The sequence below is a fragment of the Corynebacterium sp. MSK019 genome, from assembly GCF_030232425.1.
Taxonomy (GTDB): domain Bacteria; phylum Actinomycetota; class Actinomycetes; order Mycobacteriales; family Mycobacteriaceae; genus Corynebacterium; species Corynebacterium jeikeium_D.
In genome coordinates, this window is sequence record NZ_JASPJT010000009.1 from 114,791 (window position 1) to 140,026 (window position 25,236).

The following is a 25,236-nucleotide window of genomic DNA, read 5'->3' on the forward strand; positions in this document are numbered from 1 at the left end:
GGGGCTTAAATCCTCTCGGTTCTTTTAGTGCAGTTCCAGTCGACGCGACATGTCAGAGGCGAAGACACCGTGCGGGTCGATCTCGTTGCGGGTGTTCAGCCAGCTCTGCATCTCGGGGTACATCTGGTGGAAGTTAGCGGCGGAAGTGCGCGATTCCTTGGCCAGGTAGAGGCGGCCGCCGAACTCCATGACGCGCTTATCCAGATCATCGAGGAAGGCGCCCAGACCCGGCTTGATCGGGAAGTCCACGCAGACGTTCCAACCCGGCATCGGGTAGGACAGTGGAGCGCGGTTACCCTCGCCGAACAGCTTGAACACATTCAGTGCCGAGTAGTGGCCGGAGCGCTGGATATCGCGGACAATCTCCTTGAACGGCTCGACGGCCTCGCGCGGAACAACGAACTGGTACTGCAGGAAGCCCTTGGAGCCATAGCCGCGGTTCCACTCACCGATGAGATCCAGCGGCTGGTAGAACTGCGTGAGGTTCTGCACCTGGTTCCGGTAGGTACCGGACTTCAGCCACCACAGCTCACCAATGCTGATCATGGTCAGCTTGTTCATGGTGAAGGACGGGAAGATATCCGGCACGGTCACCAGCTGCGGAGCGTTGAACTTCAGCGGGTCCTTGGCCAGCTTCGGGGCGTATTCCTCCAGCTGAGCCAGGGTTGCCAGCGAACCGCGGGAGATTGCGGCGCGTCCCAGCTTCGGCTCCGGCGAGATGGCATCGAACCACGCGGAGGAGTAAGTGAAGTTCTCCTCGGAGCCATCGGAGTGGAACTCGATGGTCTCGTCCAGAGTGTGGGTCATGTCGCCATCAGCGATGAAGTAAGCCGTCTCGGTCTTGGTCATCTCGATCCGGGCGCGGACAATAATGCCGGTCAGGCCCATGCCGCCGACAGTTGCCCAGAACAGCTTGCCGTCCGGGTCATCTGCGGAGCCCTCCGGCTCGAGATGCAGAATACGACCGTCGGCGACCAGCAGCTCCATCGACAGCACATGGTTGCCGAAGGAACCTGCGGAGTGGTGGTTTTTACCGTGAATGTCCGGGCCAATGGCACCACCGATGGTGACCTGGCGAGTACCCGGCAGTACCGGCACCCACAGGCCGTAGGGCAGCGCGGCCTTCATCAGCTGATCCAGCGTGACACCGCCGTCGACATCAACAATCGCCGACTCCTGGTCAATGGAGTGGATCTTGTTGAGCTTCTGCATGTCGATGACCAGACCGCCCGAGTTCTGGGCGGGGTCGCCGTAAGAGCGGCCCATACCGCGGGCAATTACACCGCGGCGCAGGTGGTCAGGCTTGTCGGAGTTCTGGTCTGCGACAGCCTTGACGGCGTTAACGATTTCATCCAAGTCCGGCGTCGACAGCACCTGGGACTTAGCGGGGGCGGTACGACCCCAACCGGTCAGGGTCCTGGCTTCTGTGTGTACGGCTCCGTAGGCACCGTTCGAAGCATCGGTGCTGGACTTGCCGTTAGTGTTAGTGGACATCAAGGCTAGGCTACCCCTTTGCACCGGCTCCGTCGCCCGTGACGCTCCGAGGTGTTGGTCACGCTTGAGGCTGCGCACGGGCCGTCGGAAAGCGAACGAAATGTACGGAGAGACTATAGATCCATAATTTTTCGGATCTCTTCCGGCAGCATCTCCTGCGAGGTGATTTGCGGGCCGTCGTAGGCCTCGAGTGCGCGGTAGACCTGTGCGCGTTCCTTGCTGTCGAGGATGGGCAGTTCCTCGGCGAACAGCATGACCATCTGGTTCGACAGCGGGGTGTTGGTGTACTCGGCGGCCATGTTGATGGTTTCGCGCGGCTTCTTCTTGAAAAAGTCGAACATGCGATAAAGGCTACCCCGCTTCGAATCCGTCACTCGCGATACCATCAACCTCATGACATCCACGCCCGCTGCTACTCCGCAGACCCTTGCCGTATGTAGTTCCACATCGCCCGTTGTCATTTGGCATGTGGAGCTCTCGCCGTCCTTTGCAGGCGAGAGGTTGTCGGGTGCATGGCTGGTGGATCCGCTTGACGACGGAGCCCTGGAGACCGCCACCAATCTGCTCACCGGTTGCTTTGTTGCAACTGTGACCGCGGGCGATGGTGACGGTGACGCTGCGGCAGAGAGCGCTGAGGGTGCTGAGGGTGCGGACTTGCTATCGCAAGCGATTGAGCAGGCGGGGGCCACGGTGATTGACCTGCCGGCATCCGTGGCCGGCATTCGTGACCACATCGGACAGCTGCGCGCCGCCGCGAAGGAAGAGAAGGCCAAGCCCGGCAAGGGAAATCTGACGGAGCCGCGGTTTCCCAAGGTCAACGACGTGGAGGTTATTGATTTTCCGCATGTTGGCGAAAAGGTCGCAGGGCCGGTGCTGGGGCTTGCCCGCGGGGTAGAAGAGCTGGTGGCGCAGTGGACCGCGGTGGAGTCGCAGCGCCTGCGTCGCAAGTACTTGGTAGAGCCATGGGGTGCGGAGCCGCGCCAGATTCCGCTGGTAAAAACGCGCGCATTGTAGCGAGTTTTTGCTATCCAGGCCACATTGTTTTTCCTGCGTACGCTGTGAGGTATGGCAGCACAGACCGATAACGTAGTCGCCTTCCCAGGCGTTCGCGTGGCCACGGAACCGGCCACGCTCATTATCGGTGCTTCTTTAGAGGAAGAACCGTGCAGTGCCCACCGCGTCTTCGGGGTCAATGACCAGATGGATTTGCGAAGCCTGTCCCGCGTGTTAGCGGTCATCTTTGGGTGGGGCGAGGAAAGCGTGCCGACGAAGTTCCATTTGCCCGGCTCTGCGGTGGAGTCTGCGGCGCAGCTGGTGACTGGCGGCAGACCCGCAGCGGTCGGAGTCGTCGATGTTCCCCTGTCCACCACAGTTGCCGAGGTGCTGCAAAGTCCCGGCGATACCCTTATCTGGCAGTGGGGCCTGTGGGAACATACCTTGCAGGTCAGAGAAGCTTTTGCCCGCGATGAGGCCACCCCGGATGCCCTGTGCATCGGTGGCTCGGGTTCAATCCGCGCACTGGGGGATGTGGACGCGGAGGAGCCGGTAGATATTGCCGCAATCAATAGGGAATTGACCGGACGGGACTCTATTCAAAATACGCTGGCCACCGCTCGTGCCGATATCGTGGACATCATCGAGAGGTCGGGGGTGTTTGAATTCGTGCCCCTGTTACAGGCTCTGGACCTGCAGAGGTCGGAAGCAACCGCGCTGGAATTGACCGGGGAGGCGGGGGAGAGCGTCGTTAAGCGATTGCGCGCATTGCCTATAGAGGACGCCGAGAAAGACCCAGCCGGGCACGATGCGGCATTGGTGGAGCTGCTGTGCTTGGCGGCGCTGACCTCGGATGAGCTACGGCATGATGTGGCGGCGCATGTCATGGAGCGCCTCGGCTGGGAGAGCGACGAGGGCATCCCGCTATCCGGCGAGGACGTTGAGGAATTGGCGGCGGCTAGCTGGGCGGAGATGAGCGCGTTGGGGCTAGCTGGGGAGGATGCGCTCTCGCCGGTGGAGCGGCTGGATCTGCTGCGTGAGGCGCTGCGGCGTTAGTTCTTTTCTCCTCTTTATTGCCTGTTTATGTTCGCGCTGGCTGTTTGTTAGCTGGCCGGTGGCCTAGAATTCCTAGGCGTGTCAGCGAATGAAACAGCAAATGAAAACCCGAACCGCGACAACGGCAAGCTCGGAAACGGCTCCCACGAAAACGGTTTTGTCGTAGAGGACTCGGCCGCAGTGCCAATGGCGACGGAGACCAAGGACGAGCACGGACTGAAAGTGCAGATGATGCGCTTTATCATCTCCGGCGTCATCGCGGCGGTGGTGGACTTCGGCCTGACGTTTATCATGCTCAACGCCTTCGGGGCGACCAACTTCTGGGGTAAGACGGTCGGCTGGGTTTTCGGCACGATTACGGCGTACATCATTAACAGCCGCTGGACCTTCAAGTCGAAGTCCTCGGCGAAGAAGGTGCTGGCAGTTGCGGTGCTGTACTTGATTACTTACGCCACACAGGTCGGCATCTTTAATGTGTTGCAGCCCTGGCTTGTCGAGGCCTGGGATTGGAACGCGCAGTGGGCACAGTTCGGCGCATTCGTCGTCGCACAGGGCGTTGCGACGGTAATTAACTTCATCATTCAGCGTGTATTCATCTTCCGTGTGAAATAGCGCGATACGCTGGGGGACGTGACTTCGACTGCTTCTAATAAGGAATCCACTCAGCTGACCGCCGAAACCGATGTTGACATGCTGACTATTCAGCGCGTGCTGTTTGCTCCGCCCGCAGACTGGGTGGAGCCGGATTTGTACTACCGAGTCGAAGGCGTTGGCGCCTACGACAGCTCGGTGCAGGCCACCCGTAACTCGATCACGCTCGGTCGCCACACCGTGGTGCGCACTGACACCTACTTCGGTCGCTTCCGAGCTTCTTACTGGCAGCGCTGGACCTCAATTAAGCAGGTCGAAATCCGTGCGCGCGTGGTCGGTTCCGCGCGTGTGCTGGCCTACACCGAAGATATTGGGGGCCACCTTCGCTTGGAGGACTCCTGGGCAGCGGGCGGCTCGGATGCCGACGGCAACTGGACCGGTGAGCACTCGCCGATGTCGGGCTCTGCAAATGAAGAGGTGCGCCTGACCGTTCCGCTGGACCGCTTCGCCGATGGCGGTGCCATTCACCTGCGCTTCGACACCGAGGACGCAGGCGCAAAGATTTCCGATGTCCGCTATGTTGTGCCCAAGTCGGCTATCAAGCGCGATATTCCGACTGACCTGGTCATTTGTTCTTACAACCGACCGGTTGACTGTGCTCGAACCGTCGCCACGCTGGCTGAGGATTTGCCAGCCCTTGAGCGCGTTCGCACCATCCGCGTCGTTGACCAGGGCGAACAGCACCCGGCTGACGAAGCCGACTTCATCCAGGCCAAGGAGATCCTCGGCGAGCGCCTGAACGTTGTCCACCAGCCAAACCTCGGCGGCGCCGGCGGTTTCTCCCGCGGCATGCGCGACGCCACCGCTGCGGGCGACTGCATGGTTCTGCTTACCGACGACGACATCCGCCCCGAGCCCGAAACCACCCTGCGCCTATCCGCCCTGGCCGTATGCGCGGAAAAGCCGATGCTGCTCGGCGCGCAGATGCTCTTCCTGTTCAACCCGACCAGCCTCTTCCGTACCGGCGAGACCTACAACTGGAAGGCGCTGACCGTCGAGGAGAACGACCCCAAGTTCGGTTACGCCGACGTGGATGTGCGCAAGTACCACCAGCTGCGTCGCTTGGGCGTTGACTACAACGCCTGGTGGACCTGCCTGGTGCCGTCCGAGGTCATTAAGAAGATTGGCCTGGCGCTGCCGCTGTTCTTCCAGTACGACGACATCGACTACGGATTCCGCGCCGCCAAGGCCGGCTACCCGACCGACACCATTCCGGGCGCCGCCGTCTGGCACGCCGATTTCTACTGGAAGGACATCGAAAACGCCGCCCAGTACTTCGGCCTGCGCAACTCGCTTATCGCCGCCACCATGCACGGCGATGTCACCGCAAAGGACATGGTCAACGTCGCTTCACGACGAATCCTCTCGAACCTGGTCTCCATGCGCTACGGCCTGGCCTGGACGCAGATGGAAGCTGTTCGTGACCTGCTACGTGGCCCGGAGGTGCTGAAGAACGCATCGCAGGGCGACTTCGCTCGCATTTCTGCTGGTCGAAAGAACTTCCCGGAGACCGAGCTGCTGCCGATGCACGAGATGCCGGGTGGTCTGACCCCAGTTCGTCCGCCGTCACACGAGATCTCCAGCGAAAACAAGACGATGGCAAAGCGGCTTGCGTACACCCAGATGGGTAAGAAGCGCCCGGGGCCGGTGGCTGTGGCCTTCGAGGACTCCTTCTGGTGGCACATTTCCACCTTCGACGACGTCTGGGTCACCGATGCCTCCCAGAACGGTGTGCGTCACCTGGTCCGCGACCTGGATAAGGAAAAGTCCATGCGCGCCGAGACCATCAGCCTCATGCGCGAACTGTCCTCCAAGTGGGACGACCTTGCGAAGCAGTGGCGTGCCGCCGTGCCATCTTTGACCAGCGAAGACAACTGGGAAAAGTTCTTCCAAGGCGAGTAGTTCTTCAATCATGACCACGCACACACCCACGCCTTCGACTAGCTCAGGTGGCAAAACCCGCAAGCAGCTCATCGCCATTTTGGTGCTATTGGTGCTGATTATCCTGTTGCTGGCTCTGTTCCTTTTCCTCCAGGTTTCTGGGGATCGAGGTGGCGATTCGGCGGCTGCCGAGGGCAGTGTGTCGTCGTCAAGCGAAAATGGCGATGCGCAGGTGCAGGCGCAGGCGGAGAAGGCCGTCGTAGTGTACAAGCAGGTGCTGGCGAACCCGGCGCCGCTGCAGACTTTTGTCGGTGAAGTTAGTCCTGGTGGGGCGATGAAATATGCGCTCGTGCATCTTGATGATGGGTGCGTGCCCGAGCTGGTGTTGAACTATGGCACAAGTGCGATGAGCGCCGAAATTGATGCGATTGGTGTCTACGGCGTTGACGAGAATGGTCAGGAAATTCAGTTTCAGAATTCCTACCATGACGGCGTGACTTCTGTGGGCGGTGTACGTCGCGCCCTTCAGCGAGCTACTGGGCAGCCGGGTATGTTCTCGTTTTCTGCAGAGAGGATGGGGCGCGATCAGGAAGATTTGCTGGTGACGCGCCAGGGCGATGAGCTGGTGGAAACGCCTGCGAATCCGGGTTCTGGGGAGTTCGAACAGTTTAACTGGATTCCGGCTGACAACCTGGATGTCGTCGAGGCCATTGCTGCTGGTAATGACTGCGCGCCGGGCTCGGGCTCGGGCTCGAATGGTGCTGGCGCTGATGGTGGTAACGGTGGCAACGGCGGCCCGAATCCGACGGCGGGGCGGTCGGCTTCGGGGTCGGGGTCTGGTTCGGGTTCTAGTTCTTCGTCAAGCACGTCTGGAACCAATTCGATTACGGGAACCGTGAAGGTTTTCCAGACCAAGGCAGATGTTCTAGCCTATGAGCAGCGCCAGGATCCTAACCCCGGTTCACCGGACAGGGGACCTTACGCAATCTTGATTCTGGACCAGCCAACCGAAGTTACTGCACAGCTGTCGGGGCAAAACGGACCGGAGACGCGCACGATTGAACAGGCGATCGTCAATCCGGCACTGCACAGAGATGGCGAGCGCGCCACTATTACCTTTTCGGATGATGAATACTATTGGCCCTCTGATCCCGGAGTTCCTTTTGGTATCCGTCTCGAGGATGCACCAAGAGGTTAACGTTTGACAGTTATCCACAGCCGCCAAATTGTCCACAGAAACGGGCAATTCGGCGGCTTTTCTGCTGCCAATTTCCGCGGGGTCGACCATAACTAAAGGCACTAATTCCAATGCGTGAATTCCTGTAGCCCACCTCGGGGAGCGTGCCTAAACCAATGCCTAACTGGACTTACGATTCCGATGGCCTCATCCACGCGGCTTCGCAGAAACAAATCAAGCATCCTTGTGAATATGTCAGTGCCAAGTCAGAGCTGGATAATCTGCACGGGCACGTCGGAAGCGCAAATATTCGAGATGGATCCCTGCTCAGACTGGCGTACGGCACCTACATCGAGTGCTCTCGCTGGAATGCGCTGTCAGCATTCGAACGTTTTCAACTACAGATAAAGGCACTGGTCAAGCCAGGTTCCGGGACAATCATTACGGGCGAAGCAGCCGCTGCGTTGCATGGCATCCCGTTGCTTGTTCGAAATGCCACAATCGCGCTTGCCAATTCCGGCCTGCGCCGACCTGGCGGCGGATTGCGCCATGTCAGTGGCAGAATCCTCGAACAAGACATCGTTCGCATTGGTGGGCGCTGCGTTACAGATGTGCCGAAAACCGTCATCGATATCTGCCGCACCGCCGAGTCCGAAAACGGGCCAATCATCGTTGACACCGCACTGCGACAGTGGTGTGACCTCGAAGAACTGCACACCGTCCTCACAAATTACCCACGTTCGCCGGGGACCCGTCGCGCCCGCGAGCTACTTCGAACTGCCAGCGAACACAGCGAAACCATCGGTGAGTCGATCACAAAGAAATGCATAATCGACTCAGGAATTGCCACGCTTTACGACGAAAAATGCGTGCTCATGCAGCAAGTCGAGTTCTATGACAGTGAAGGATTCATTGGGCGCGTCGATTTTTATGTGCCTCATCTGAATTTGATCATTGAGTTCGATGGGCTGACTAAGTATTCCGGTGGCGGGGTAGCAGCCACGGAAACTGTACTTCTGAAAGAGCAAGCTCGCGAGAAGCGTCTGAGGAACCTCCACTTAGATGTACTCCGCTTCCAATGGGCGCAGGTCATTAATGGGGACTGCGTGGAGGTCTTGCGACAGTTTGCTATTCGGCAGAGGCAGCGCATTCAGGCAGGTGGGTTGGTATTTTCGTCCGAAGTTGGGCGTTTTCGTCAAGCCACTGTCCCGTATAAAGATCGGCAGCTCCGTGATTCCAGAATCCAGGAGCGTAAGCAGCGTTTGCAGCTTCTGGAAAATGCACCGGCCTCGCGCGACTCAGGCTAAGTTCAGCTGCTGACCTATTGCAATTGTGCTCACCGGACTTGGAACGATTTCGAGCGGACTGGCTCGGATTTCCAGCGACTTATGGCCAACTTTCCGCCACTTGTCGATGACTTTTCAGGACTTATGGCCACGCTGTTGGCCTGGCCCGCGCACTTATCGTAGGACTATTCACTTATGCGCAGGCTGTAGCGCATCGATGAGTGAATACCTCATCGATATGTCAGTGGAGGAGAAGGGAACCAGGGGTTAGGTAACACTTTTGCGCACTGAGCACTCGAAATGCGGACTACACGACCCGGGCGAGATCAAATATGCAGGCCAGTGCCACAGCCTCAGCCCCACCAGCCGCAACGCCAGCCCGAACTACTTCGACTTTGGATCGAAGCGCTCGAAGTTCTCCGCGCGCCCCTGCTTCAGTAGCTTGAACCAGCGGTAGAAGCCGCGGACATCGCGGCGCTGGACCAGGAAGAACCAGCCGAAGCGCAGGAACTCCTGTGGCATGAGCTTGCGCATGCCGGGCTGGCTCATCAGGTAGCCGCGGTTGCGGTAGGTGAAGTAGCGCTTGAAGTCATTGGTCGGGTACTGCGTGTGCATTTTGCCGCCGAGAATGGGCACAAATTCACCCGAACCGGAGGGGTGCAGGTAGGCCGTCGTCAAGCATGTGCCGAACCGGAGGCCGGAGCGGACCAGGCGGCGGTGGAATTCGACCTCGTCGCCGCGGATGAATAGGCGGTAGTCGGGAACGCCGAGCTGTTCCAGCGAGCGGGCGCTAAACAGTGCGCCGTTAAACAGGGATGCGATGCCGGGCAGGAGGTCGTGGTTGCCGTCGATGGTTTCGAGGTCGCTAGGCAGTTCGAGTCCGGTCGCAGCCTTCTGATCTGCAAAGTTGGTGAACCATCTCCGCCCCTCAGAGTCGTTCACTGCCGGGAGTTTGGGGTTGATGCCGCTTTCGAAAAGCTCCTCGCGATGACGGCGCCACACCAGCCCGCGGCGCAGGGGGAATGCCAGCTTGTTCGGGGCCTTAATGTCGCAGACCACCGGCGAGACAGCGTCGAGCTGGTGACGTCGCGCGCAGCTGTGCAGCGCCTTCAGCACGTAGGAGTCCTCCGGGCGCCCGTCATCATCGGCGCACCAAATCCACTCCGCGCCCAGCGACAGCGCAGTCAGCATACCCAGTGCGAAACCACCAGCGCCGCCCAGGTTCGTCTTGGAGCCGAAGTAGTGAATTTCCGGCGCCGATCCGCTTTCCGACGACTGCTGCGCCGCCACCTGCTCAGCGAGCTCCTTGACCTTCGGGTCATTGCCGTTGTCGACGATGATGAGCCATTTCGGCATGTGGGTCTGGCTGGCAACGATGGGAAGCGATTGACGCAGGTCCTCGATGCGGTTGTGAGTCACCACGATTGCGGCCGTTGCTGCTTCATCGTGCTTTGGGTGGTCAGCCGAGTTTTCGCTCACTTCGTTCTCCATCGGGGGAAGTACCGTTTATTACTGTTTTTATTGCTGTCTATCTTGCCATGTTGCTCCGGGTGGGCAATTCCAAGCATCCGTGCCGCCCGCCAGCCGCCCGCCAGCCGCCCGCTCGGCCACGATGGGGAACCGCGCCCGGACTCCCGGCGAAGCTGCTACCGTCGCTGCGCGAGCACGCGGCGCACCTGGTCGGCGGCCTCTTTACCTTCGTAGGCTTCGACCACTTCGTCGACAAGCCCTGCCTGTCGAACCGTACCGTGATCAATCCACAGCGCCGTGTCGCACAGCTGCGCCAGGAACTCATTTGAGTGCGACGCAAACACCAGCAGACCGGAGCGGTCGACCAATTCGGTCAACTTCGTCCGGGCCTTCGCCATGAATGCGGCGTCGACGGCTCCGATGCCTTCGTCGAGAAGCAAAATCTCCGGCTCAATGGACGTGACCACGCCGAGCGCCAGTCGCACGCGCATACCGGTGGAGTAGGTGCGCAGTGGCATGTGCAGGTAGTCGCCGAGTTCGGTGAACTCTGCGATTTCGTCGAGCTTGGATTTCATCTGCTTGCGCGTCTGCCCCAGGAACAGACCGCGGATGATGATGTTTTCCAGACCTGAGATCTCCGGGTCCATGCCGACACCGAGGTCGAACACCGGAGCCACACGGCCGCGCACATCGGCGGCACCGCGCGTGGGCTCATAGATGCCCGACAGCAGTCGCAGCAGCGTGGACTTACCCGCTCCGTTGTGGCCTACCAAGCCGACGCGGTCGCCCTCGCGCAGATGGATGTTGATGTCCTTCAGCGCTTCAATGACCACGACATTGGAGTCATTGCGGCCAATCGCACCACCCGCGGCGCCGAGGAACGCCTTCTTCATCGACCGCGATTTGGCGTCGAAAATGGGGAAGTCAACGCACGCGTTGTAAGTATCAATGCTGACCATGCTTATCCCTTGCTAGTTCTATTCGCTTTACGACGGCCCTTGCGGCCTAAACCCAGTAGCTCACGCGGGAGCGCCACAGGCGCATGGCCCCGAGTGCCAGCAGCAGGCCGACTGCGGTGCAGGCGAGGACAATCCACCAGTGGTAGGTATCCACCGGCTCGCCGGTTAGCGGGGCACGGATGATTTCCAGGTAGTGGAACAGCGGGTTGATCTCTGCGATGCGTGCGCGTTCGGCGACGGCACCGCCCTGTTCCTCCAGCGTCTTGGTGGTCCACACAATCGGAGTCATGTAAAACACCAGCTGAATTAGGGAATCCAGCAGTGGTGCCACGTCGCGGTAGCGCGTAGCGATGATGCCGAAGAACATCGTCACCCACACACCGTTGACCACCAGCAGCGCCATCGCTGGGATGACTAGGAAGAAGTTCCAGCCCAAATCCGGCCGGAAGACCAGCACGAGGATCAGCCAGATCACCATGTTGTGGGCCAGGAAGAGCAGCTGCCGCCATACCAGCCTGTAGACGTGAACGCTCAGCGCGCTGGGCAACTGTTTGATCAGGCCTTCGTTTTCAATGAAGACGGTTGCGCCCTCGCGCACGCAGCCGGAGATGAATCCCCAGATGATCAGGCCAACGGTCACGTGTGGCAGGAAGAACGCCAGCTCCTGCTGGAACAGCAGCGAGTACAGCAGGCCGAGAGCGAGGGCCATGGCGCCGGTGGCAATGGTGATCCACAGTGGGCCAAGCGTGGAGCGGCGGTAGCGCTGCTTGATGTCCTGCCAGCCCAGCTGCAGCCACAGCTCGCGCTGGCCGAAGCCGGTAACCAGATCCTGCCAGGCAGCGCCCATGGTGCGGGAACGCGACTTGAAAGCCGGTGCCTCACCCGTTGCGTCAGTTATGCGCGCAATGTCGCGACGGAGAGTTTCCTCCGTGCGGATAGCGGAGCCATTGCGCACAGTATTGGCCGGCTGGTCGGCTGCAGCTGCGGATTGGCGATCATTTTCTGCGTTAGTCACGTCTCCAAAATACTAGCTAGGGCGGTTTAGATTGAATACCGACGGCACCGGGCGAGCCATTATTCCACGTCGTGACGGCGAACAACGGTCGCGTGGGACGGTCGTCATTGGTGGTGACGTGGTGCTTCTGAGGCTGTTTCCACGGTTGGTTATGTGACTGGTTATGTGACCCTGGAAAACTTACATACAATCGCCGCTGTAACTGCTTTATGGCATGCAGCTGGTGCATATGGTTCACGCATCGGGAGTGCTTGCGCATGGCTACAGGCAAGAAAAGTTCGTCCAATTTTAAGCAACTACTAAAAAGGGATAAAGATTATCCTATAGGGGGTTGCTTCGATAGAATTGGTTCCAACTAAGATGTGCAATCGATACACGGTTCGGGGCATGGATGCTCGATTCGTGGGTGATTGCACAGTTAACTCTGAAATAGATATCGCAGCTTGAATTCGAAACCGGGAAAGGGTTTTCATGGCCTTCGATGTGCCGACAACCAGGGGTGCTTACTCGTCGCTTTCCGACGGGTGGACATACCTCAATGCGGGTCAACGCACCCAGGTACCCGAGCGTGTCCAGGCTGCGATGATTTCTGCATTTCGCAATGCCCAGAAGTCCCTTCCTGGTGAGACTGGGGCGGGGGCTCATGGCCAGTCGCGCAGCTCGGGCGTTCCCGCTGCAGCGGAGCTAACCGCCAGTGCGCGCCGGGCTTTTGCCGACCTCACTGGCGGCCCGGTCGCCGGCGTGGTGTTGGGATCTTCGCGTGCGGTGCTCATGGAGCAGTTCACGTCCGCAATGAGTCGACGCTTGACGCTCGGCTCTAATCTGGTGATTTCTCGCATTGGTTCGCAGGTCGTACACGCACCACTACGCCGAGCAGCTAATCTCTACGGAGCTCAAGTCCGCATTGCTGAGGCCGACTTGTCCTCGGGTACGTTGCCGTCCTGGCAGTTCGACGAGCTCGTAGACGAGCACACTCGCCTCGTTGTCGTCCCGGCCGCGGATTCGTTCATTGGCACCATCGCCCCGGTAGCTGACATTTCTCGGCGGGTGCATGAGTACTCCAACGCCTGGGTTTTGGTCGATGCCTCGGATATTGTCGCCTACCGCGATGTGTCGATGAGCAAGCTGGGCGCCGACATCATGCTGGTTGATGCCTCCGTGCTGGGCGGGCCTGAGGTCGCAGCATTGGTGTTCAAGGATCCCGAGATGTTCGAGCGCATGACGTCGTTAAGCTATGTGCCGAATGTGCGCGGCGTCGAGCGGATCGAGGTTTCCCCAGTGTCGCCGGCGTTGCTTGGCGGAGTGTCGGAATCGGTGCTGCACCTGGCATCGCTGGATAGCACGGCGAGGGGGTCGCGTAGGCATCGCATTGAAACGGCGATGCCGCAGGTTTCTCGCTACTTGACGACGTTGTCGGAACGCCTAATTGCGGCGTTGATGACCCTGCCGCGGGTGTACATCATCGGCATGGATACCGAAGATGATTCTTTCGCGAGTGTGTCGCGGGCACAGCACATTCCGCGCGTTAGCTTCCTCGTCGATGGGGTGTCGGCGAAGGTGGTCGTGGATAGGTTGTTGGATAATGGCCTCGTGACCAGCATTGTTGATGCATACGAATCGCCACTGCTGGAGGCCATGGGCATCGATGAGGCTGGAGGCGCCGTGGGAGTTGGCCTCCAGCCGTTCAATACGCCGCACGACATTGACCAGCTCGTGCGGGCAGTTGCCTCGCTCGGTTAGCTAGGTAGCCGGTTAACTAGACGGTCAGCACAATCTTGCCGCTGACCGCGCCGCTGTCGAGCAGCTCGTGGGCCTTGGCTGCGTCGCGCATATCCATGACCTCATGAATTTGAGGGGTGACGGTGCCGTCGGCAAGCATTGGCCAGATGGTGTCCTCTGTGGCGTTGACGATGCGAGCCTTGTCAGCGAGATCGCGGTAGCGCAGGCCGGTGGCGGTGATGGAGCCGCGCTTGCTCAGCAGGCGGCCGATGCTGAGCTCGCCCTTAACGCCTCCCTGCATGCCGATGATGACCAGGTGGCCGTCCTTCGCCAGGGCCTTGACGTTTCGGTCGAGGTACTTTGCGCCCATGATGTCCAGAATGACATTGGCGCCACCCTCAGCTGCAACGATCTCCTCGAAGTCCTCTTCCTTGTAATTGATGAGGATGTCGGCGCCGAGCTCCTTGCACTTAGCCAGCTTCTCCGCTGAACCGGCGGTGACTGCGACGCGAGCACCGAGCCGCTTGGCCATCTGAATAGCGAAAGTGCCGATGCCGCCCGCGCCACCGTGGACCAGCAGTAGGTCGCCTTCCTTGGGGCCGGCAATCATCACGACATTCGAGAACACCGTGCAGGCAACCTCGACGACGGATGCGGCCTCGGTGAATGAGTAGCCATGTGGCAGTGGGAGAATCTGGCCGGCCGGGACTGCGACCTTTTCGGCGTAAGCGCCACCGGAGAGAAGGCAGCAGACCTCGTCGCCGACTTTCCAGCCCTGAGAGTCGCCCTTGACCTCTTCAATGACACCCGCGCACTCCAGGCCGAGAGTGTCGGTCACGCCTTTCGGTGGCGGGTAGTGGCCAGCGGCCTGCAGTAGGTCAGCACGGTTTACGCCAGCGGCCTTGACCTTGACCAGCACCTGCCCATCCTCGAGAGTCGGTTCCGGAGCATCGGCCCATTCCAGGGCGCGGGGGTTGGAAAGATCAGTCTGAATGATTGCCTTCATAGTCTTCAAAGGTAATGCAAAAACTGGTTATGCACGCGGTATTTCAAGCTCTTTTGCAATTAGCAAAAATAGTTATGTCTGTAGAGGTGGATGCTTGGGGTGTGGTTTCCGATGAAGGGCTTGCGAAAGGTGCTGGCAAGGGGTGTTATGAGGGCGTTTGCTGCCTTACGGCGGTATGCGGTTATGATGTTGGCGTTGGAAGTATGGCAGAGCGGCCGAATGCACTGGTCTTGAAAACCAGCGAGGGTCACACCTCCGGGGGTTCAAATCCCTCTACTTCCGCAGCTGGGAGCCCTCAGTAGATCTTCTACCGGGGGTTTCTCCATTTCTCCTAAAAGTTGGCGTATGTACTGAGGTCGGCGACGGATAGTTGGACCTTTGGGCGGTTTTCGTGGTTAACCCCGTTATGGGGTGGTCGGACGGGCATGTAATTGGGCTCTTTGGATACCCCTGAACAGCGTTACAGGGGGCAAGCTGGGGTGTTTTGTCGCGGGATGGAAAATGGGGTCAATTTCGGCAGCGGTGGGGAATAGCCATTTCAGGGCAGTGTGTATTTCTATAGTTAAAAGTATTCCAGCCGGCCCAAACCTGTAACGCATGTGCGGACATGTGACTGGTGTGACCGATGTGGCGACATAGTTTTCGATTTTTAGGTTGATGTTCGAAAAATGGCTACTTGTTGCCGCCGTCGATAGGTGTCGTATTAACTATCGCCAAGTGAATCGCACGCCGATGCATCACGCGTGCATTCCTACTGGAGAACCCCCATGTTGGCCTACTCCGACCACAAGTCTTCGCATCGTTAAAAGGAGCCCGTGACAGATGGCAACTCGCACCGTACGTAACCGCAGCATTGCTCGCATTGCTGCACTCTCTCTAGCCGCAGGTATGACCTTTGCGGGATTCGGTAATACCGCACATGCTCAGGAACTGCCGAGCATTGATTCCATCACTCAGACCGTCACCGACGCCATTGGCGAAGTCACCGGTACTGGTTCCTCCAGCGCGACGCATAGCTGGAAGAACTCCAATGTGACGCGATCCGTTGAGGTCAATGGTGTCGCGGGTGCCGTCGTCAAGCCTGGCGATGTCGTGACCTTTACTCTGACCTACACGGACAACAACATCTGGGGTGCGAAGTCCTACATTCAGCGCATGACCGATGTCATTCCGAACGGCCTGCAGTACGTGGCCAACTCGGCGACGTACAAGGTCGGCAGCGATGACTGGGCGGATCCGAACGAGTCGGATAAGTGGCTGGAAATCGTTAACAACGGTGCGGTGGAGTTTAAGGCCGGCACCATCTTTCAGGCATGGGGCTCCCCGACCACGTCGACTGTGAGTTTCAAGTGGCAGTACCGCGTCACGGACGCGATTGCCGACGGTGCGTTGAATACGGGAACCGAAATCCACTTCAACCCAGGCGACAAGGTGGAGAAGCTGCATGACATGGGGCCGAAGCTCACTGTGAAGCGGGAGGCGCCGGCTCCGGGTATTCCGGGTGTTCCGGGTGGCTCGCTGGGCTCCCCGAGCCTGCAGTCGCCGGGCTTCCAGTCCCCGGGGCTGCCGTCGCCGGGGCTGCCGTCGCCGGGCATTAACCGCTAAGTAGTTTCCATCTGCGCACTTTCATCTCGATAGTTCTCAGGTCTCACAGAAAGCTTCTCAACATGTACAACGCACACGCCCAGACCACTAAGGCCTCTCGTCCGCGACGTCGCTCCCGTACCGCCATTGCCGCAGTTACCCTCGCAGCTGGCTTGACCTTCGGTTTCGGCGCTCCTGCCATGGCGCAGTCCCCGGGTCTGCCCTCGCCGAGTCTGAACTCGCCAGGACTTAATTCGCCTGGTCTGACCCTGCCGGGCTCGAGCGCCCCGAAGGTGAAGCTCGGCACTGTCGGTGGCCCGATTTGGTCTGCTGATGTTTACTCGCAGATTATCCGCGGTAAGGAGGTCCGACCGGGTGACGAGGTCACCATCCGTATTGAGGTCGTCGGCGTCAATGGCGAAGGCAAACTGCGGGGAATCGGCCACAACATCCCGGCTGACTTTGAGCTCGTTCGTGTGACTCGCCAGTCGCAGGACAATATCCTCGGTGGCGGTATTTACACGCTGAAGGAGGGGGAGTACGTCAACACCGAGCGCAACGGTAATCGTCAGGTGCGCCTGTCTTGGACGGAGGGCGGCTTCCTCGGTGTCTTCAAGGACAACCCGACTGTCAGCAGTTCGAAGTCTGTCTCCGTTGACTTCACGTACAGGGCTCCAGGCTATGAAGGTGAGTTCGACAACGGCGGCTACGCCAACTTGGGCGCGGCTTTTAACCCGACCGCGAACTGGGTCGTTGGCGGCGAAAAGGTAGTCGTGAACAAGAATGCGAAGCCGTCGTGGTGGCCGTTCTAACGACTGTTCGAGGTCGCGATTAGCGGCAGTTCTCTCTGAGGGATAAGTAAAAACTTCCCCCGGATAGAGAGCGAATTGCAGAACGTAACCCCCGGTCGCATGCGGTCGGGGGTTTCGTGTGTCCGAAATCTGCCACAGGTAGTTTTCGGAGGTAATTTAATTGCTCCGACCAACGTGTACTGTGGCCTGAAACAATACGGGCAAATTGCCAAAACCGGTAAGCTCGGTCTTGCTGTAATACAAACCCAGCGTCATACTGGCGGACGGTATTGAGGGAAAAGGTCGAACAATGGCAACGAATCGGAGCAACCACTCGGACGACTCGTTCGGTGAGTGGAGCATAAATCCGGGCACGTCAGATGATCAACCCTCCGCTGATACGCCGGCAAATGCGTGGAGCGCTGTGGATGGGGCACAGTGGGAGCAGCCTGAGGGGCAGACCCAGTATCTGCAGCAGCAGTATCCACAGTCCCAGCAGCCTGAACCATACCGCCCTGCCCCCTATGTTCCAGGTCCGCAAGCTGGTCCGGCTGCTGCGCCGCGCAATGACAACAAGGGGCTGACCATCGCGGTTATTGTCCTGGCACTCGTTGCGGTCGCTCTCTTCGTCGGCGCAATGGCTTACTTCTACTTCTCCGATTCGAAGGGAGTGAATTCGGCCGGCAGCAACTCGCCCCAGTCGGTTCAGTCCGCTAGTGCTGAGGATTCCTCCACGTCGTCGACTGCTGAGCAGAAGCGTCGCGCTGAAGGGTTCCAGCCGCCATCGAATTGGCGCCACTGCTCCGGCTCAGGCGATCCGGGTGATTTGAACTTGGTATATGCAGAAGATGTCGGCGGTAACACGACGACCTGTCAGTTTGCCACCAACGTCCGCAATTCCTTCGTTGAGCAGTATCAACTTACGAAGAAGCTCAACGGTACTGTCACCGCTAGCAGCCCAACAACAGGCAAGACATACAGCATGACCTGCCGCGATAACGGTGAGGTTGTCACTTGTACCGGCGGTACGAATGCGACGGTGCACATTGTCTAAACGTCTCCGAGTAGCTCTGGCCGCAACCGCCGTCGTCACGCTCGGCCTTAGCGCCTGCACCATCGGCACCGACTCGGCGGACATGCCGTCGCCGACGCTATCCAATCCGCTTGACGACGGCCCCGGCGGAGCATCCTCCGACGGGAAAGTTGTGCCCGGTGAGATGCCTCGCGAAGTTGTCGAGGCAGTGAAGTCCGCGCAAAAGGAACTCGGTGGTCTGGCCGGCGCCGCTCTGGCAACGCCGGATAAGGATTCCGAAGTGGTTGCCACAGGTGACTTCAAAACGGGTCCGGCCTGGTCTACCTCCAAGGTGCCGATTGCGGTGGCTTATGTGCGCCAATCGGGCGTGGATTCCCTGGTCGAAGCCGCAATCACGGTTTCCGATAACGATGCGGCTGAGTCCATGTGGTACTCCCTGGGCGATGACGCGACCGCGGGCGCGACCACCGACGAGATTCTCCGAGAGGGCCACGACACCCGCACCGTCATGGGCACTGACCGCATCCGTGCGGAATACACCGTCTTCGGGCAGACGCAGTGGGATTTGCGCGACCAGGCTATTTTCGGCGCCAATTTGCAGTGCATCGAGGCGGGCCCAAAGGTCGCTGACCTCATGGGACAGATTGCCGACGAGCAGTCCTACGGCCTCGGACGCATCCGCGGTGCCCACTTCAAGGGTGGGTGGGGCCCAGATGATGAAGGTGTCTACCTTGTGCGGCAGTTCGGCTATCTGCCGGGCAAGAAGCCGGGCACCTTCGTTGGTGTCGCTATCGCAGCCCAGCCTGACGACGGCACCTATGAGACCGGCCAGCAAATGCTTGACCGCATCGCAAAGGCGATTGAGCGCAGCGGTGGCGCGACCACCGGCCGCGCCGGTAGCTGCTAGCTGAGCGATAGCTGTTAGCGCTCAATTCCTAGCGCAGCCAGCAGCTGCGAGGTCTCTTCCTCAGTAGTGATGGTGATGCGAGCACCTTCGCCGGCAAAGCAGCGGATGAGAATGTTGCGCTGCGCCAGGAAGTCACCGAGATCCGTGGTGGTGGCCACCGAGACGTCGTCAAGCAAAGAGAGATTCGCGATCCGCCCCTCGTCAATCCAAATGAAGTTGGCCTGCGAGTTCGGCAGCACCGTCTCGCGGCCGGTGGCGGCGTTGATGGCCTCTGTGACGGCGACGCGCTGTGCGCGGACCTCAGCAATGCGGGCGGTGAGCTCTTCCTGTGCGTCGAGCGAGGTGAGCGCGGCAATCTGCGCGAGAGTGTTTACGGAGAAGGGGATAGCGACCTTATTCACGGCCTCCACAAGCTTCTCCGGGCCGAACATGTAGCCCACACGAAGCCCGGCCAAACCGTAGACCTTGGAGAATGTGCGCAGGCCAACCAGGTTGGGGTAGGTATCCAGCAGCTCATGCGCCAACGGGGTAGCAGCATGAGTGGCCTCGTCTACCAGCTCGATGTACGCCTCGTCGAGAGCGACCACAACATCGCCCGGAACCTGCGCCATAAACTCCGCGAATGCCTCGCGAGTGATGGTCGTGCCCGTCGGGTTATTGGGATTACAGACGAAAACCAGGCGTGTGCGGCCGGTGATAGCGGCAGCCATTGCCGAAAGATCATTGCGACCCTGCGCATCCAGCGGCACCGGCACCGGAGTAGCCCCAGCGACGCGAGCGAGAATGGGGTAGGCCTCGAAGCTGCGCCACGGGAACACGACCTCATCCCCATCCGCACAGGTGGCCTGTACGAGCTGCAGGCACAGAGCAGAGGAGCCGCAGCCGACCGCGACCTGCTCCAGGGGCAGACCCAGATGCTCGCCGAGCTTAATGCGCAGGTCAACCGCGCCCATGTCCGGGTAGCGGTTCGGGCTGGTGGTTGGGTCAGCGATGGTCTGCGAGATGGCCTCCACCACCGAGGGCAGTGGCGGTTGGGTCATTTCATTGGACGCGATCTTCAGCGCGCCGGGCACAGCCTTGCCCGGGACATAGGCCGGAACCTGCTCGAGGTCGGCGCGGGTTTTGGGCTGAACTGAAGATGCATCGTTGGTCATAGGCCTAACTGTAGAACATGGCCCGGATTGGGCAGTACAGAATCCCCGCAAAATCCCAAGGTGTGGTCGCTATTTGTGGCGCCGTATTTGGTGGCTCCGCGGGTGTTTTGCTTTTCAATTCTTGTGTTCTGTAGGATTGGCTGCGGTTATTTGGTCTCGTCCACGCAATGGCGAACAGCTTTGCTGAAGCGGGACCGATGCCAGTGGTTTTGGAGGCGTGCCAGAGCGGCCGAATGGGGCTCCCTGCTAAGGAGTTGCCTGTCTTGCGACGGGCCGGAGGTTCGAATCCTCTCGCCTCCGCCACACGCGCCCGTAGCTCAACGGATAGAGCATCTGACTACGGATCAGAAGGTTAGGGGTTCGAATCCCTTCGGGCGCACCATGTAGACCCGCACCTTGTAGGTGCGGGTCTTTTTGTTTTATTACCTGGCAGTGCAGCGCGAGCCGGGGCATTGCGGGGCGGGGCAGCGCGGTCCTTCACTTGTGGCCAGGGTTCGGTCACTTATCGATGGTTTCTCGTGGCCTGTCGATGGTTTTGCGCCACTTATGCGCGCGCTGTGGGTGCTACGTGTGCACTTGTCGATGCGCTGTTCACTTGTGGCCAGGCTATAGCGAATCGATAGGTGAACTATGCATCGATAAGACAACGAACCAGCTCCCTTGCTCCAGCAACGCGCAGCAACAGGTAGCAAAGCGCAGCAACAGGCACCAACCCGGACCTGCCGACCGACTCGCACCTCCTTGAGCAGCCACGGCCGTACCTCCAACACCCCCGCGCAGCCTTTGCCCGGCTGAATCCGATTAGCCTGGCCTTGTACTTGGTCAATCGGGGCCTCCGCCCCGCGACGCTTCCGCCCCGCGCCGCCCCGCGCCGTCCACCTCGCGTACCGAGGGACATTTTCCTATCCTGAACAGTTGCAATAGACTTAGACCCCGGTTGCCCTCCCCGTATTTCGATAGGAGCCTTGATGGACGCCCGTCTAGCCGTTCGCCGTAAGCCCGAGTTCCGCAATGAGGAAGCTACGCTGCTGTCCTCGATCGGCCAGGACGGCGAGGTGGCAATCTACTATCTCTACGATGCTTTCGATGCGACGGAGGAGGATCTTGTCGCGCTGCGTGAGTCGGTAGTTGCTGATTCGCGTGTCGACGAGCTGGTCGAGCTCCCGGCCCCCGCCGAGCTGGGGAACTACCTTGCTGTCGAGCCGCTGCCTGGCCAGTACGACCAGCGTGCCGATGCCGCCGAGCAGGCCCTGCGCCTGCTCCGCCCGGAAACGCAGGCGCAGATCACCTCGGCAACGCTGTATGTTTTCGATGCTCCGGTGAATGACGCCGTGCGCTCCTTCCTCATCAACCCGGTCGAATCGGGGGAGAAGAACCTGAGCGTCCTGCGCCGTCCGAGCATGGGCGAGATCGAGCCGCTGAAGGAGTACCCGGGCTTCACCGAGCTGGATGACGAAGGCCTGGCCGAGCTGCTCGCAGCCGACGGCATGGCCATGTCGCTGGCCGACCTGAAGACCATCCAGGATTACTTCCGCTCCGAGGGCCGCACTCCGACCGAGGTGGAGCTGTCCGCGCTGGATACCTACTGGTCGGACCACTGTCGCCACACCACCTTCAACACCGAGCTGACCTCCATCGAGAACAACGAGCCGCGCTTTGCCGCGCAGTTGGATCGCGCGCTGCGTCGCTACGACGAGCTGCGTGAACTCAACGGCCGCACTCACAAGCCACGCACCCTGATGGACATGGGCACCATCATGGGCCGCGAACTGCGTCGCACGGGCGTGATGGATGACCAGGAAGTTTCCGAGGAAATCAACGCCTGCTCCGTCTACGTCGACGTCGAGGGCGATGACCGCAAGTGGCTGCTCATGTTCAAGAACGAGACCCACAACCACCCGACCGAAATCGAGCCGTTCGGTGGCGCCTCCACCTGTCTCGGCGGCGCAATCCGTGACCCGCTGTCAGGCCGTTCCTGGGTCTACCAGGCCATGCGTCTGTCCGGCGCAGGTGACATCAACACTCCGCGCGAGCAGACCCTCGAGGGCAAGCTGCCGCAGCGCGATATTTCCTCCCGCGCCGCAGCCGGCTACTCCTCCTACGGCAACCAGATCGGTCTGGCCACCACTGGTGTGCGTGAGCTGGTCCACCCGGGATACGTCGCTAAGCGAATGGAACTCGGTGCCGTCGTCGCCGCTGCCCCGGCAGACAACGTCAAGCGCCTCGAACCTGCGCCGGGCGATGTGGTGATTATGCTCGGTGGCCGCACCGGCCGTGACGGCGTCGGCGGTGCGACCGGCTCGTCCAAGGCTCACGATGAGGACTCGCTGGGCCGCTCCGGTGCCGAGGTGCAGAAGGGTAACCCGGTCAACGAGCGCAAGATTCAGCGCCTGTTCCGCCGCGAGGACGTCGCCACCAAGATTGTCCGCTGTAATGACTTCGGCGCTGGTGGCGTGTCCGTTGCGGTCGGTGAGCTGGCTGACTCCATCGACATTCACCTCGAGCGCGTGCCGCTGAAGTACGCCGGTCTGAATGCCCGCGAGATTGCAATTTCCGAGTCCCAGGAGCGCATGGCGCTGGTCGTGCGCCCGGAGGATGCGGACTTCATCATCGCCGCCGCTGCTGAAGAGAACATCGAGGCCGTCGCGCTGGCCGACATCACCGATACCGGTCGACTGCGCATGTTCATGGGCGACGAGGTCGTCTTCGACCTCTCCCGTGAGTTCATCGACACCAACGGCGCCGACCGCGCCCAGAACGTCGAAATGGTTGCTGCGGAGGGCGGCGTCGTAAAGCAGGCTCCGACGAGCGTACTGGAGTCGCTGCGTGCGGCGACGGCGGGCTCCCAGGAGGGCATGATCGAGCAGTTCGACTCGACCGTCGGCCGCTCCACCGTGCTCATGCCGTACGGCGGTGCGATGCAGAAGACCGACGAGCAGGCGTCGATCCAGACGCTGCCGGTCGATGGCGGCACGAGCGCCGCGTCCATCATGACCTGGGGTTACTCGCCATCGCTTGCCGACGAGTCCCCGTACCTCATGGGTTCCTACTCCGTCGTGGAGGCTCTGGCTAAGCTCGCAGCGGCCGGTGGCAATCCGCGCGGCGCCTGGCTGAGTGTGCAGGAGTACTTCCAGCGCCTGGACCAGGATCCGAAGCGGTGGGGCGAGGTTGCGCAGGCTCTGCTTGGCTTGCTGGAGGCTCAGGACGGCTTCCAGGTTGCGGCTATTGGCGGTAAGGACTCCATGTCCGGCACCTACGGTGAGGACCTGCACGTGCCGGCGACCCTGGTGACCTTTGCGGTCGCTGCAATGGACGAGACCGACGCTGTCTCTGCTGCAATCCCGGCAGGTAATTTCGACCTCTACCTGTTTGCGCACCAGCCGCTCGAGTCCGGGGAGCCGAACTACGAGCAGCTCAACGAACTGTTTGCTGCTGTGCGCGAGCTGCGCCCGGCTGCGGCCTCGGCTGTTACCAATGCGGATCTGGCTGCGACCCTGGTCAACATGGCTGTGGGCAATGGCGTGGGCCTGGAGGCATCCCTTCCGGAGGCTCCGCTGGGCTCCATCGTTGTGGCTGTTCCGGCTGGTCAGGATGTTGAGGGCGCTGTTGAGGGTGCTGTGAAGATTGGTACCACCGACGATTCGGGCACGCTGCGCTTCGGTGAGGAGTCCTTCACTGTCGCCGAGGCTCTGGAGGCAATGGAGTCCGGTTACCGTGAGGTCTTCCCGCTCAATGACTACGAGGGCGAGGCCCTGCCGGAGTTCGCTAACCAGGTCAACGAGACCAAGACTGACCTGCAGAGCCCGGGCAAGAAGGATGTCCACGTGTTGCTGCCAGTCTTCCCGGGTACTAACTCCGAGTACGACATGGCCGAGGCATTCGTCGCAGCGGGCGCTACCTACGAGTTCCACGTGATCCGCAACCTGACCCCGGCAATGCTGGCGGAGGACACGAAGGCGTTCATCGAGAAGCTTCAGGACGCCGACATCCTGGCGTTCTCCGGTGGCTTCTCCCTGGGGGATGAGCCGGACGGGTCCGCCAAGTTCATCGCCGCGTTCCTGCGTTCCGACGATGTCGCAGCCGCCGTCAAGGAGTTCGTGGCCGACAACGGTCTTGTGCTCGGTATTTGTAACGGTTTCCAGGCGCTGGTCAAGTCCGGCTTCCTGCCGTACGGCGACCCTGCGCAGCTCCGCGAGGACTCGCCGACCCTGGCCCACAACCGCCAGCTGCGCCACGTGTCCCGCATCGCCACCACTCGCGTCGCGACCGTGAATTCCCCGTGGCTGCGCGGTTTCGAGCCAGGCCAGACCCACCTCATGCCGGTTTCTCACGGTGAGGGTCGTTTCGTGGTTTCCGAGGACGAGGCCCGCCGCCTGTTCGAGGCCGGCCAGGTCGCTTTCCAGTACGTCGATGCCGACGGCGTGCCGACGATGACAGCGCCAGCCAACCCGAACGGTTCTTCCTACGCCATTGAGGGCATTGTCAGTGCTGACGGCAGGATTCTGGGCAAGATGGGTCACCCTGAGCGTTTCCGCGAGGGCTTGATGCGCAACATTCCGGGTATTGGTGAGCAGGACATCTTTGGCAACGCTGTCCGCTGGGTCCGCGGCGAGTAGGACTGGTCTGGTGCTGTGCGGCGGATAGTCTCCGCCGCGCGTACAGCTTACGCTGCCACCCGCAGCTATAGCGGGTGGCGCAGTTGCAGCCTAAGACTCTTCCCGGGTTGCCCGGAATATGCCTCTGAACAGCGGATTTTGTAAAACTTCGCAGGATGAGTAAAGTATCTATTCGTTGCAGGGGCCAAGGGATTCACCCGGAGTCACTGAATAACAACAAAATGCGCCCGTAGCTCAACGGATAGAGCATCTGACTACGGATCAGAAGGTTAGGGGTTCGAATCCCTTCGGGCGCACAGTGCAGACCCGCGCCGATAAGGTGCGGGTCTTTTTGTCTGCCTGACTTATCGATGGTTTTCTGGCACTTATGCGGGTTAAGTAAAGAAAAGTGTGTCTTTTCCGGGCGTGTTGCGGTTATTTGATCCAGCCTTTTTGGATGCCGAG

The 25,236-nt window shown here is 60.3% G+C and carries 19 protein-coding genes and 4 tRNA genes; 16 read left to right on the plus strand and 7 right to left on the minus strand.

Features of this window, described 5'->3' with window-relative positions:
- Positions 1-24: 24 nt before the first annotated feature.
- Positions 25-1,494, minus strand: a complete 1,470-nt coding sequence (dprE1, locus tag QP982_RS07975; RefSeq protein ID WP_284870395.1) for a decaprenylphosphoryl-beta-D-ribose oxidase — start codon at positions 1,492-1,494, stop codon at positions 25-27.
- Positions 1,495-1,607: 113 nt separating this feature from the next.
- Complete coding sequence (locus QP982_RS07980; protein WP_005510976.1) at positions 1,608-1,835, minus strand: hypothetical protein; 228 nt, start codon at positions 1,833-1,835, stop codon at positions 1,608-1,610.
- A gap of 52 nt (positions 1,836-1,887) precedes the next feature.
- On the opposite strand from QP982_RS07980, the gene QP982_RS07985 reads away from it, so the two are divergent.
- The 6 genes from QP982_RS07985 to QP982_RS08010 all read left to right on the plus strand — a co-directional run bounded on the left by QP982_RS07985 (position 1,888) and on the right by QP982_RS08010 (position 8,559).
- Positions 1,888-2,508, plus strand: a complete 621-nt coding sequence (locus tag QP982_RS07985) for a hypothetical protein (protein WP_246819594.1) — start codon at positions 1,888-1,890, stop codon at positions 2,506-2,508.
- Positions 2,509-2,559: 51 nt separating this feature from the next.
- Positions 2,560-3,543 carry a hypothetical protein gene (locus tag QP982_RS07990; protein WP_049189781.1) on the plus strand — a complete coding sequence of 328 codons (984 nt, stop codon included), beginning with the start codon at positions 2,560-2,562 and terminating at the stop codon, positions 3,541-3,543.
- Between the two features lie 78 nt (positions 3,544-3,621).
- Positions 3,622-4,155, plus strand: coding sequence for a GtrA family protein (locus QP982_RS07995; protein WP_053093006.1), 534 nt, complete (start codon positions 3,622-3,624; stop codon positions 4,153-4,155).
- An 18-nt stretch (positions 4,156-4,173) separates the two neighbouring features.
- The gene (locus QP982_RS08000; protein ID WP_016421829.1) at positions 4,174-6,096 is read left to right on the plus strand and encodes a glycosyltransferase; all 1,923 of its coding nucleotides are present in this window, start codon (positions 4,174-4,176) and stop codon (positions 6,094-6,096) included.
- 10 nt (positions 6,097-6,106) lie between these two features.
- Positions 6,107-7,273, plus strand: coding sequence for a hypothetical protein (locus tag QP982_RS08005; RefSeq protein ID WP_187400632.1), 1,167 nt, complete (start codon positions 6,107-6,109; stop codon positions 7,271-7,273).
- A gap of 155 nt (positions 7,274-7,428) precedes the next feature.
- Positions 7,429-8,559, plus strand: a complete 1,131-nt coding sequence (locus tag QP982_RS08010; protein ID WP_049193885.1) for a PDDEXK family nuclease — start codon at positions 7,429-7,431, stop codon at positions 8,557-8,559.
- A 363-nt stretch (positions 8,560-8,922) separates the two neighbouring features.
- Here QP982_RS08010 and QP982_RS08015 read toward each other — a convergent pair whose 3' ends face one another.
- From QP982_RS08015 to wzm, 3 genes are all read right to left on the minus strand, one after another.
- Entirely contained in the window at positions 8,923-10,029 is a 1,107-nt protein-coding gene (locus QP982_RS08015; RefSeq protein ID WP_070549350.1) for a glycosyltransferase, read from the minus strand.
- A 155-nt stretch (positions 10,030-10,184) separates the two neighbouring features.
- Positions 10,185-10,967, minus strand: a complete 783-nt coding sequence (gene wzt, locus QP982_RS08020; protein ID WP_005510871.1) for a galactan export ABC transporter ATP-binding subunit Wzt/RfbE — start codon at positions 10,965-10,967, stop codon at positions 10,185-10,187.
- A 46-nt stretch (positions 10,968-11,013) separates the two neighbouring features.
- The gene (gene wzm, locus QP982_RS08025) at positions 11,014-11,874 is read right to left on the minus strand and encodes a galactan export ABC transporter permease subunit Wzm/RfbD (protein WP_443984480.1); all 861 of its coding nucleotides are present in this window, start codon (positions 11,872-11,874) and stop codon (positions 11,014-11,016) included.
- Positions 11,875-12,453: 579 nt separating this feature from the next.
- Here wzm and QP982_RS08030 point away from each other — a divergent pair.
- Positions 12,454-13,722, plus strand: coding sequence for an aminotransferase class V-fold PLP-dependent enzyme (locus tag QP982_RS08030; RefSeq protein WP_284870396.1), 1,269 nt, complete (start codon positions 12,454-12,456; stop codon positions 13,720-13,722).
- Between the two features lie 16 nt (positions 13,723-13,738).
- Here QP982_RS08030 and QP982_RS08035 read toward each other — a convergent pair whose 3' ends face one another.
- On the minus strand, positions 13,739-14,707 hold the full coding sequence (locus tag QP982_RS08035) for an NAD(P)H-quinone oxidoreductase (RefSeq protein WP_284870397.1): 969 nt from the start codon (positions 14,705-14,707) through the stop codon (positions 13,739-13,741).
- 197 nt (positions 14,708-14,904) lie between these two features.
- On the opposite strand from QP982_RS08035, the gene QP982_RS08040 reads away from it, so the two are divergent.
- From QP982_RS08040 to QP982_RS08060, 5 genes are all read left to right on the plus strand, one after another.
- Positions 14,905-14,989: transfer RNA gene (locus QP982_RS08040), tRNA-Ser, on the plus strand.
- Positions 14,990-15,529: 540 nt separating this feature from the next.
- On the plus strand, positions 15,530-16,312 hold the full coding sequence (locus tag QP982_RS08045; protein WP_070862750.1) for a DUF11 domain-containing protein: 783 nt from the start codon (positions 15,530-15,532) through the stop codon (positions 16,310-16,312).
- A gap of 62 nt (positions 16,313-16,374) precedes the next feature.
- Positions 16,375-17,103 carry a hypothetical protein gene (locus QP982_RS08050; RefSeq protein ID WP_016421837.1) on the plus strand — a complete coding sequence of 243 codons (729 nt, stop codon included), beginning with the start codon at positions 16,375-16,377 and terminating at the stop codon, positions 17,101-17,103.
- Between the two features lie 289 nt (positions 17,104-17,392).
- Positions 17,393-18,136, plus strand: coding sequence for a hypothetical protein (locus tag QP982_RS08055; RefSeq protein ID WP_070862749.1), 744 nt, complete (start codon positions 17,393-17,395; stop codon positions 18,134-18,136).
- A complete protein-coding gene (locus QP982_RS08060; RefSeq protein ID WP_101688002.1) occupies positions 18,129-19,022 on the plus strand; it encodes a hypothetical protein in 894 nt (297 codons plus the stop codon). The genes QP982_RS08055 and QP982_RS08060 overlap by 8 nt, the downstream gene beginning before the upstream one ends.
- Before the next feature lie 14 nt (positions 19,023-19,036).
- On the opposite strand, the gene QP982_RS08065 is transcribed toward QP982_RS08060, so the two are convergent.
- On the minus strand, positions 19,037-20,176 hold the full coding sequence (locus QP982_RS08065) for a histidinol-phosphate transaminase (protein WP_070862748.1): 1,140 nt from the start codon (positions 20,174-20,176) through the stop codon (positions 19,037-19,039).
- Positions 20,177-20,387: 211 nt separating this feature from the next.
- Here QP982_RS08065 and QP982_RS08070 point away from each other — a divergent pair.
- The 4 genes from QP982_RS08070 (at position 20,388) to QP982_RS08085 (ending at position 25,088) form a co-directional block, all read left to right on the plus strand.
- Positions 20,388-20,479, plus strand: a tRNA-Ser gene (locus tag QP982_RS08070).
- Positions 20,480-20,482: 3 nt separating this feature from the next.
- A tRNA-Arg gene (locus QP982_RS08075) sits at positions 20,483-20,558 on the plus strand.
- Positions 20,559-21,144: 586 nt separating this feature from the next.
- Positions 21,145-24,792 (plus strand): phosphoribosylformylglycinamidine synthase, encoded by a 3,648-nt coding sequence (locus tag QP982_RS08080; protein WP_284870398.1) that lies wholly within the window; start codon positions 21,145-21,147, stop codon positions 24,790-24,792.
- 223 nt (positions 24,793-25,015) lie between these two features.
- Positions 25,016-25,088, plus strand: a tRNA-Arg gene (locus tag QP982_RS08085).
- Positions 25,089-25,236 lie beyond the last annotated feature (148 nt).

Bases quoted from the DNA above. Each gene is read 5' to 3' on its own strand.
- dprE1 (WP_284870395.1), bottom strand. From the start codon at position 1,494: ATGTCCACTAACACTAACGGCAAGTCCAGCACCGATGCTTCGAACGGT.
- QP982_RS07980 (WP_005510976.1), bottom strand. From the start codon at position 1,835: ATGTTCGACTTTTTCAAGAAGAAGCCGCGCGAAACCATCAACATGGCC.
- QP982_RS07985 (WP_246819594.1), top strand. From the start codon at position 1,888: ATGACATCCACGCCCGCTGCTACTCCGCAGACCCTTGCCGTATGTAGT.
- QP982_RS07990 (WP_049189781.1), top strand. From the start codon at position 2,560: ATGGCAGCACAGACCGATAACGTAGTCGCCTTCCCAGGCGTTCGCGTG.
- QP982_RS08005 (WP_187400632.1), top strand. From the start codon at position 6,107: ATGACCACGCACACACCCACGCCTTCGACTAGCTCAGGTGGCAAAACC.
- QP982_RS08010 (WP_049193885.1), top strand. From the start codon at position 7,429: ATGCCTAACTGGACTTACGATTCCGATGGCCTCATCCACGCGGCTTCG.
- QP982_RS08015 (WP_070549350.1), bottom strand. From the start codon at position 10,029: ATGGAGAACGAAGTGAGCGAAAACTCGGCTGACCACCCAAAGCACGAT.
- wzt (WP_005510871.1), bottom strand. From the start codon at position 10,967: ATGGTCAGCATTGATACTTACAACGCGTGCGTTGACTTCCCCATTTTC.
- QP982_RS08030 (WP_284870396.1), top strand. From the start codon at position 12,454: ATGGCCTTCGATGTGCCGACAACCAGGGGTGCTTACTCGTCGCTTTCC.
- QP982_RS08035 (WP_284870397.1), bottom strand. From the start codon at position 14,707: ATGAAGGCAATCATTCAGACTGATCTTTCCAACCCCCGCGCCCTGGAA.
- QP982_RS08045 (WP_070862750.1), top strand. From the start codon at position 15,530: ATGGCAACTCGCACCGTACGTAACCGCAGCATTGCTCGCATTGCTGCA.
- QP982_RS08050 (WP_016421837.1), top strand. From the start codon at position 16,375: ATGTACAACGCACACGCCCAGACCACTAAGGCCTCTCGTCCGCGACGT.
- QP982_RS08055 (WP_070862749.1), top strand. From the start codon at position 17,393: ATGGCAACGAATCGGAGCAACCACTCGGACGACTCGTTCGGTGAGTGG.
- QP982_RS08065 (WP_070862748.1), bottom strand. From the start codon at position 20,176: ATGACCAACGATGCATCTTCAGTTCAGCCCAAAACCCGCGCCGACCTC.
- QP982_RS08080 (WP_284870398.1), top strand. From the start codon at position 21,145: ATGGACGCCCGTCTAGCCGTTCGCCGTAAGCCCGAGTTCCGCAATGAG.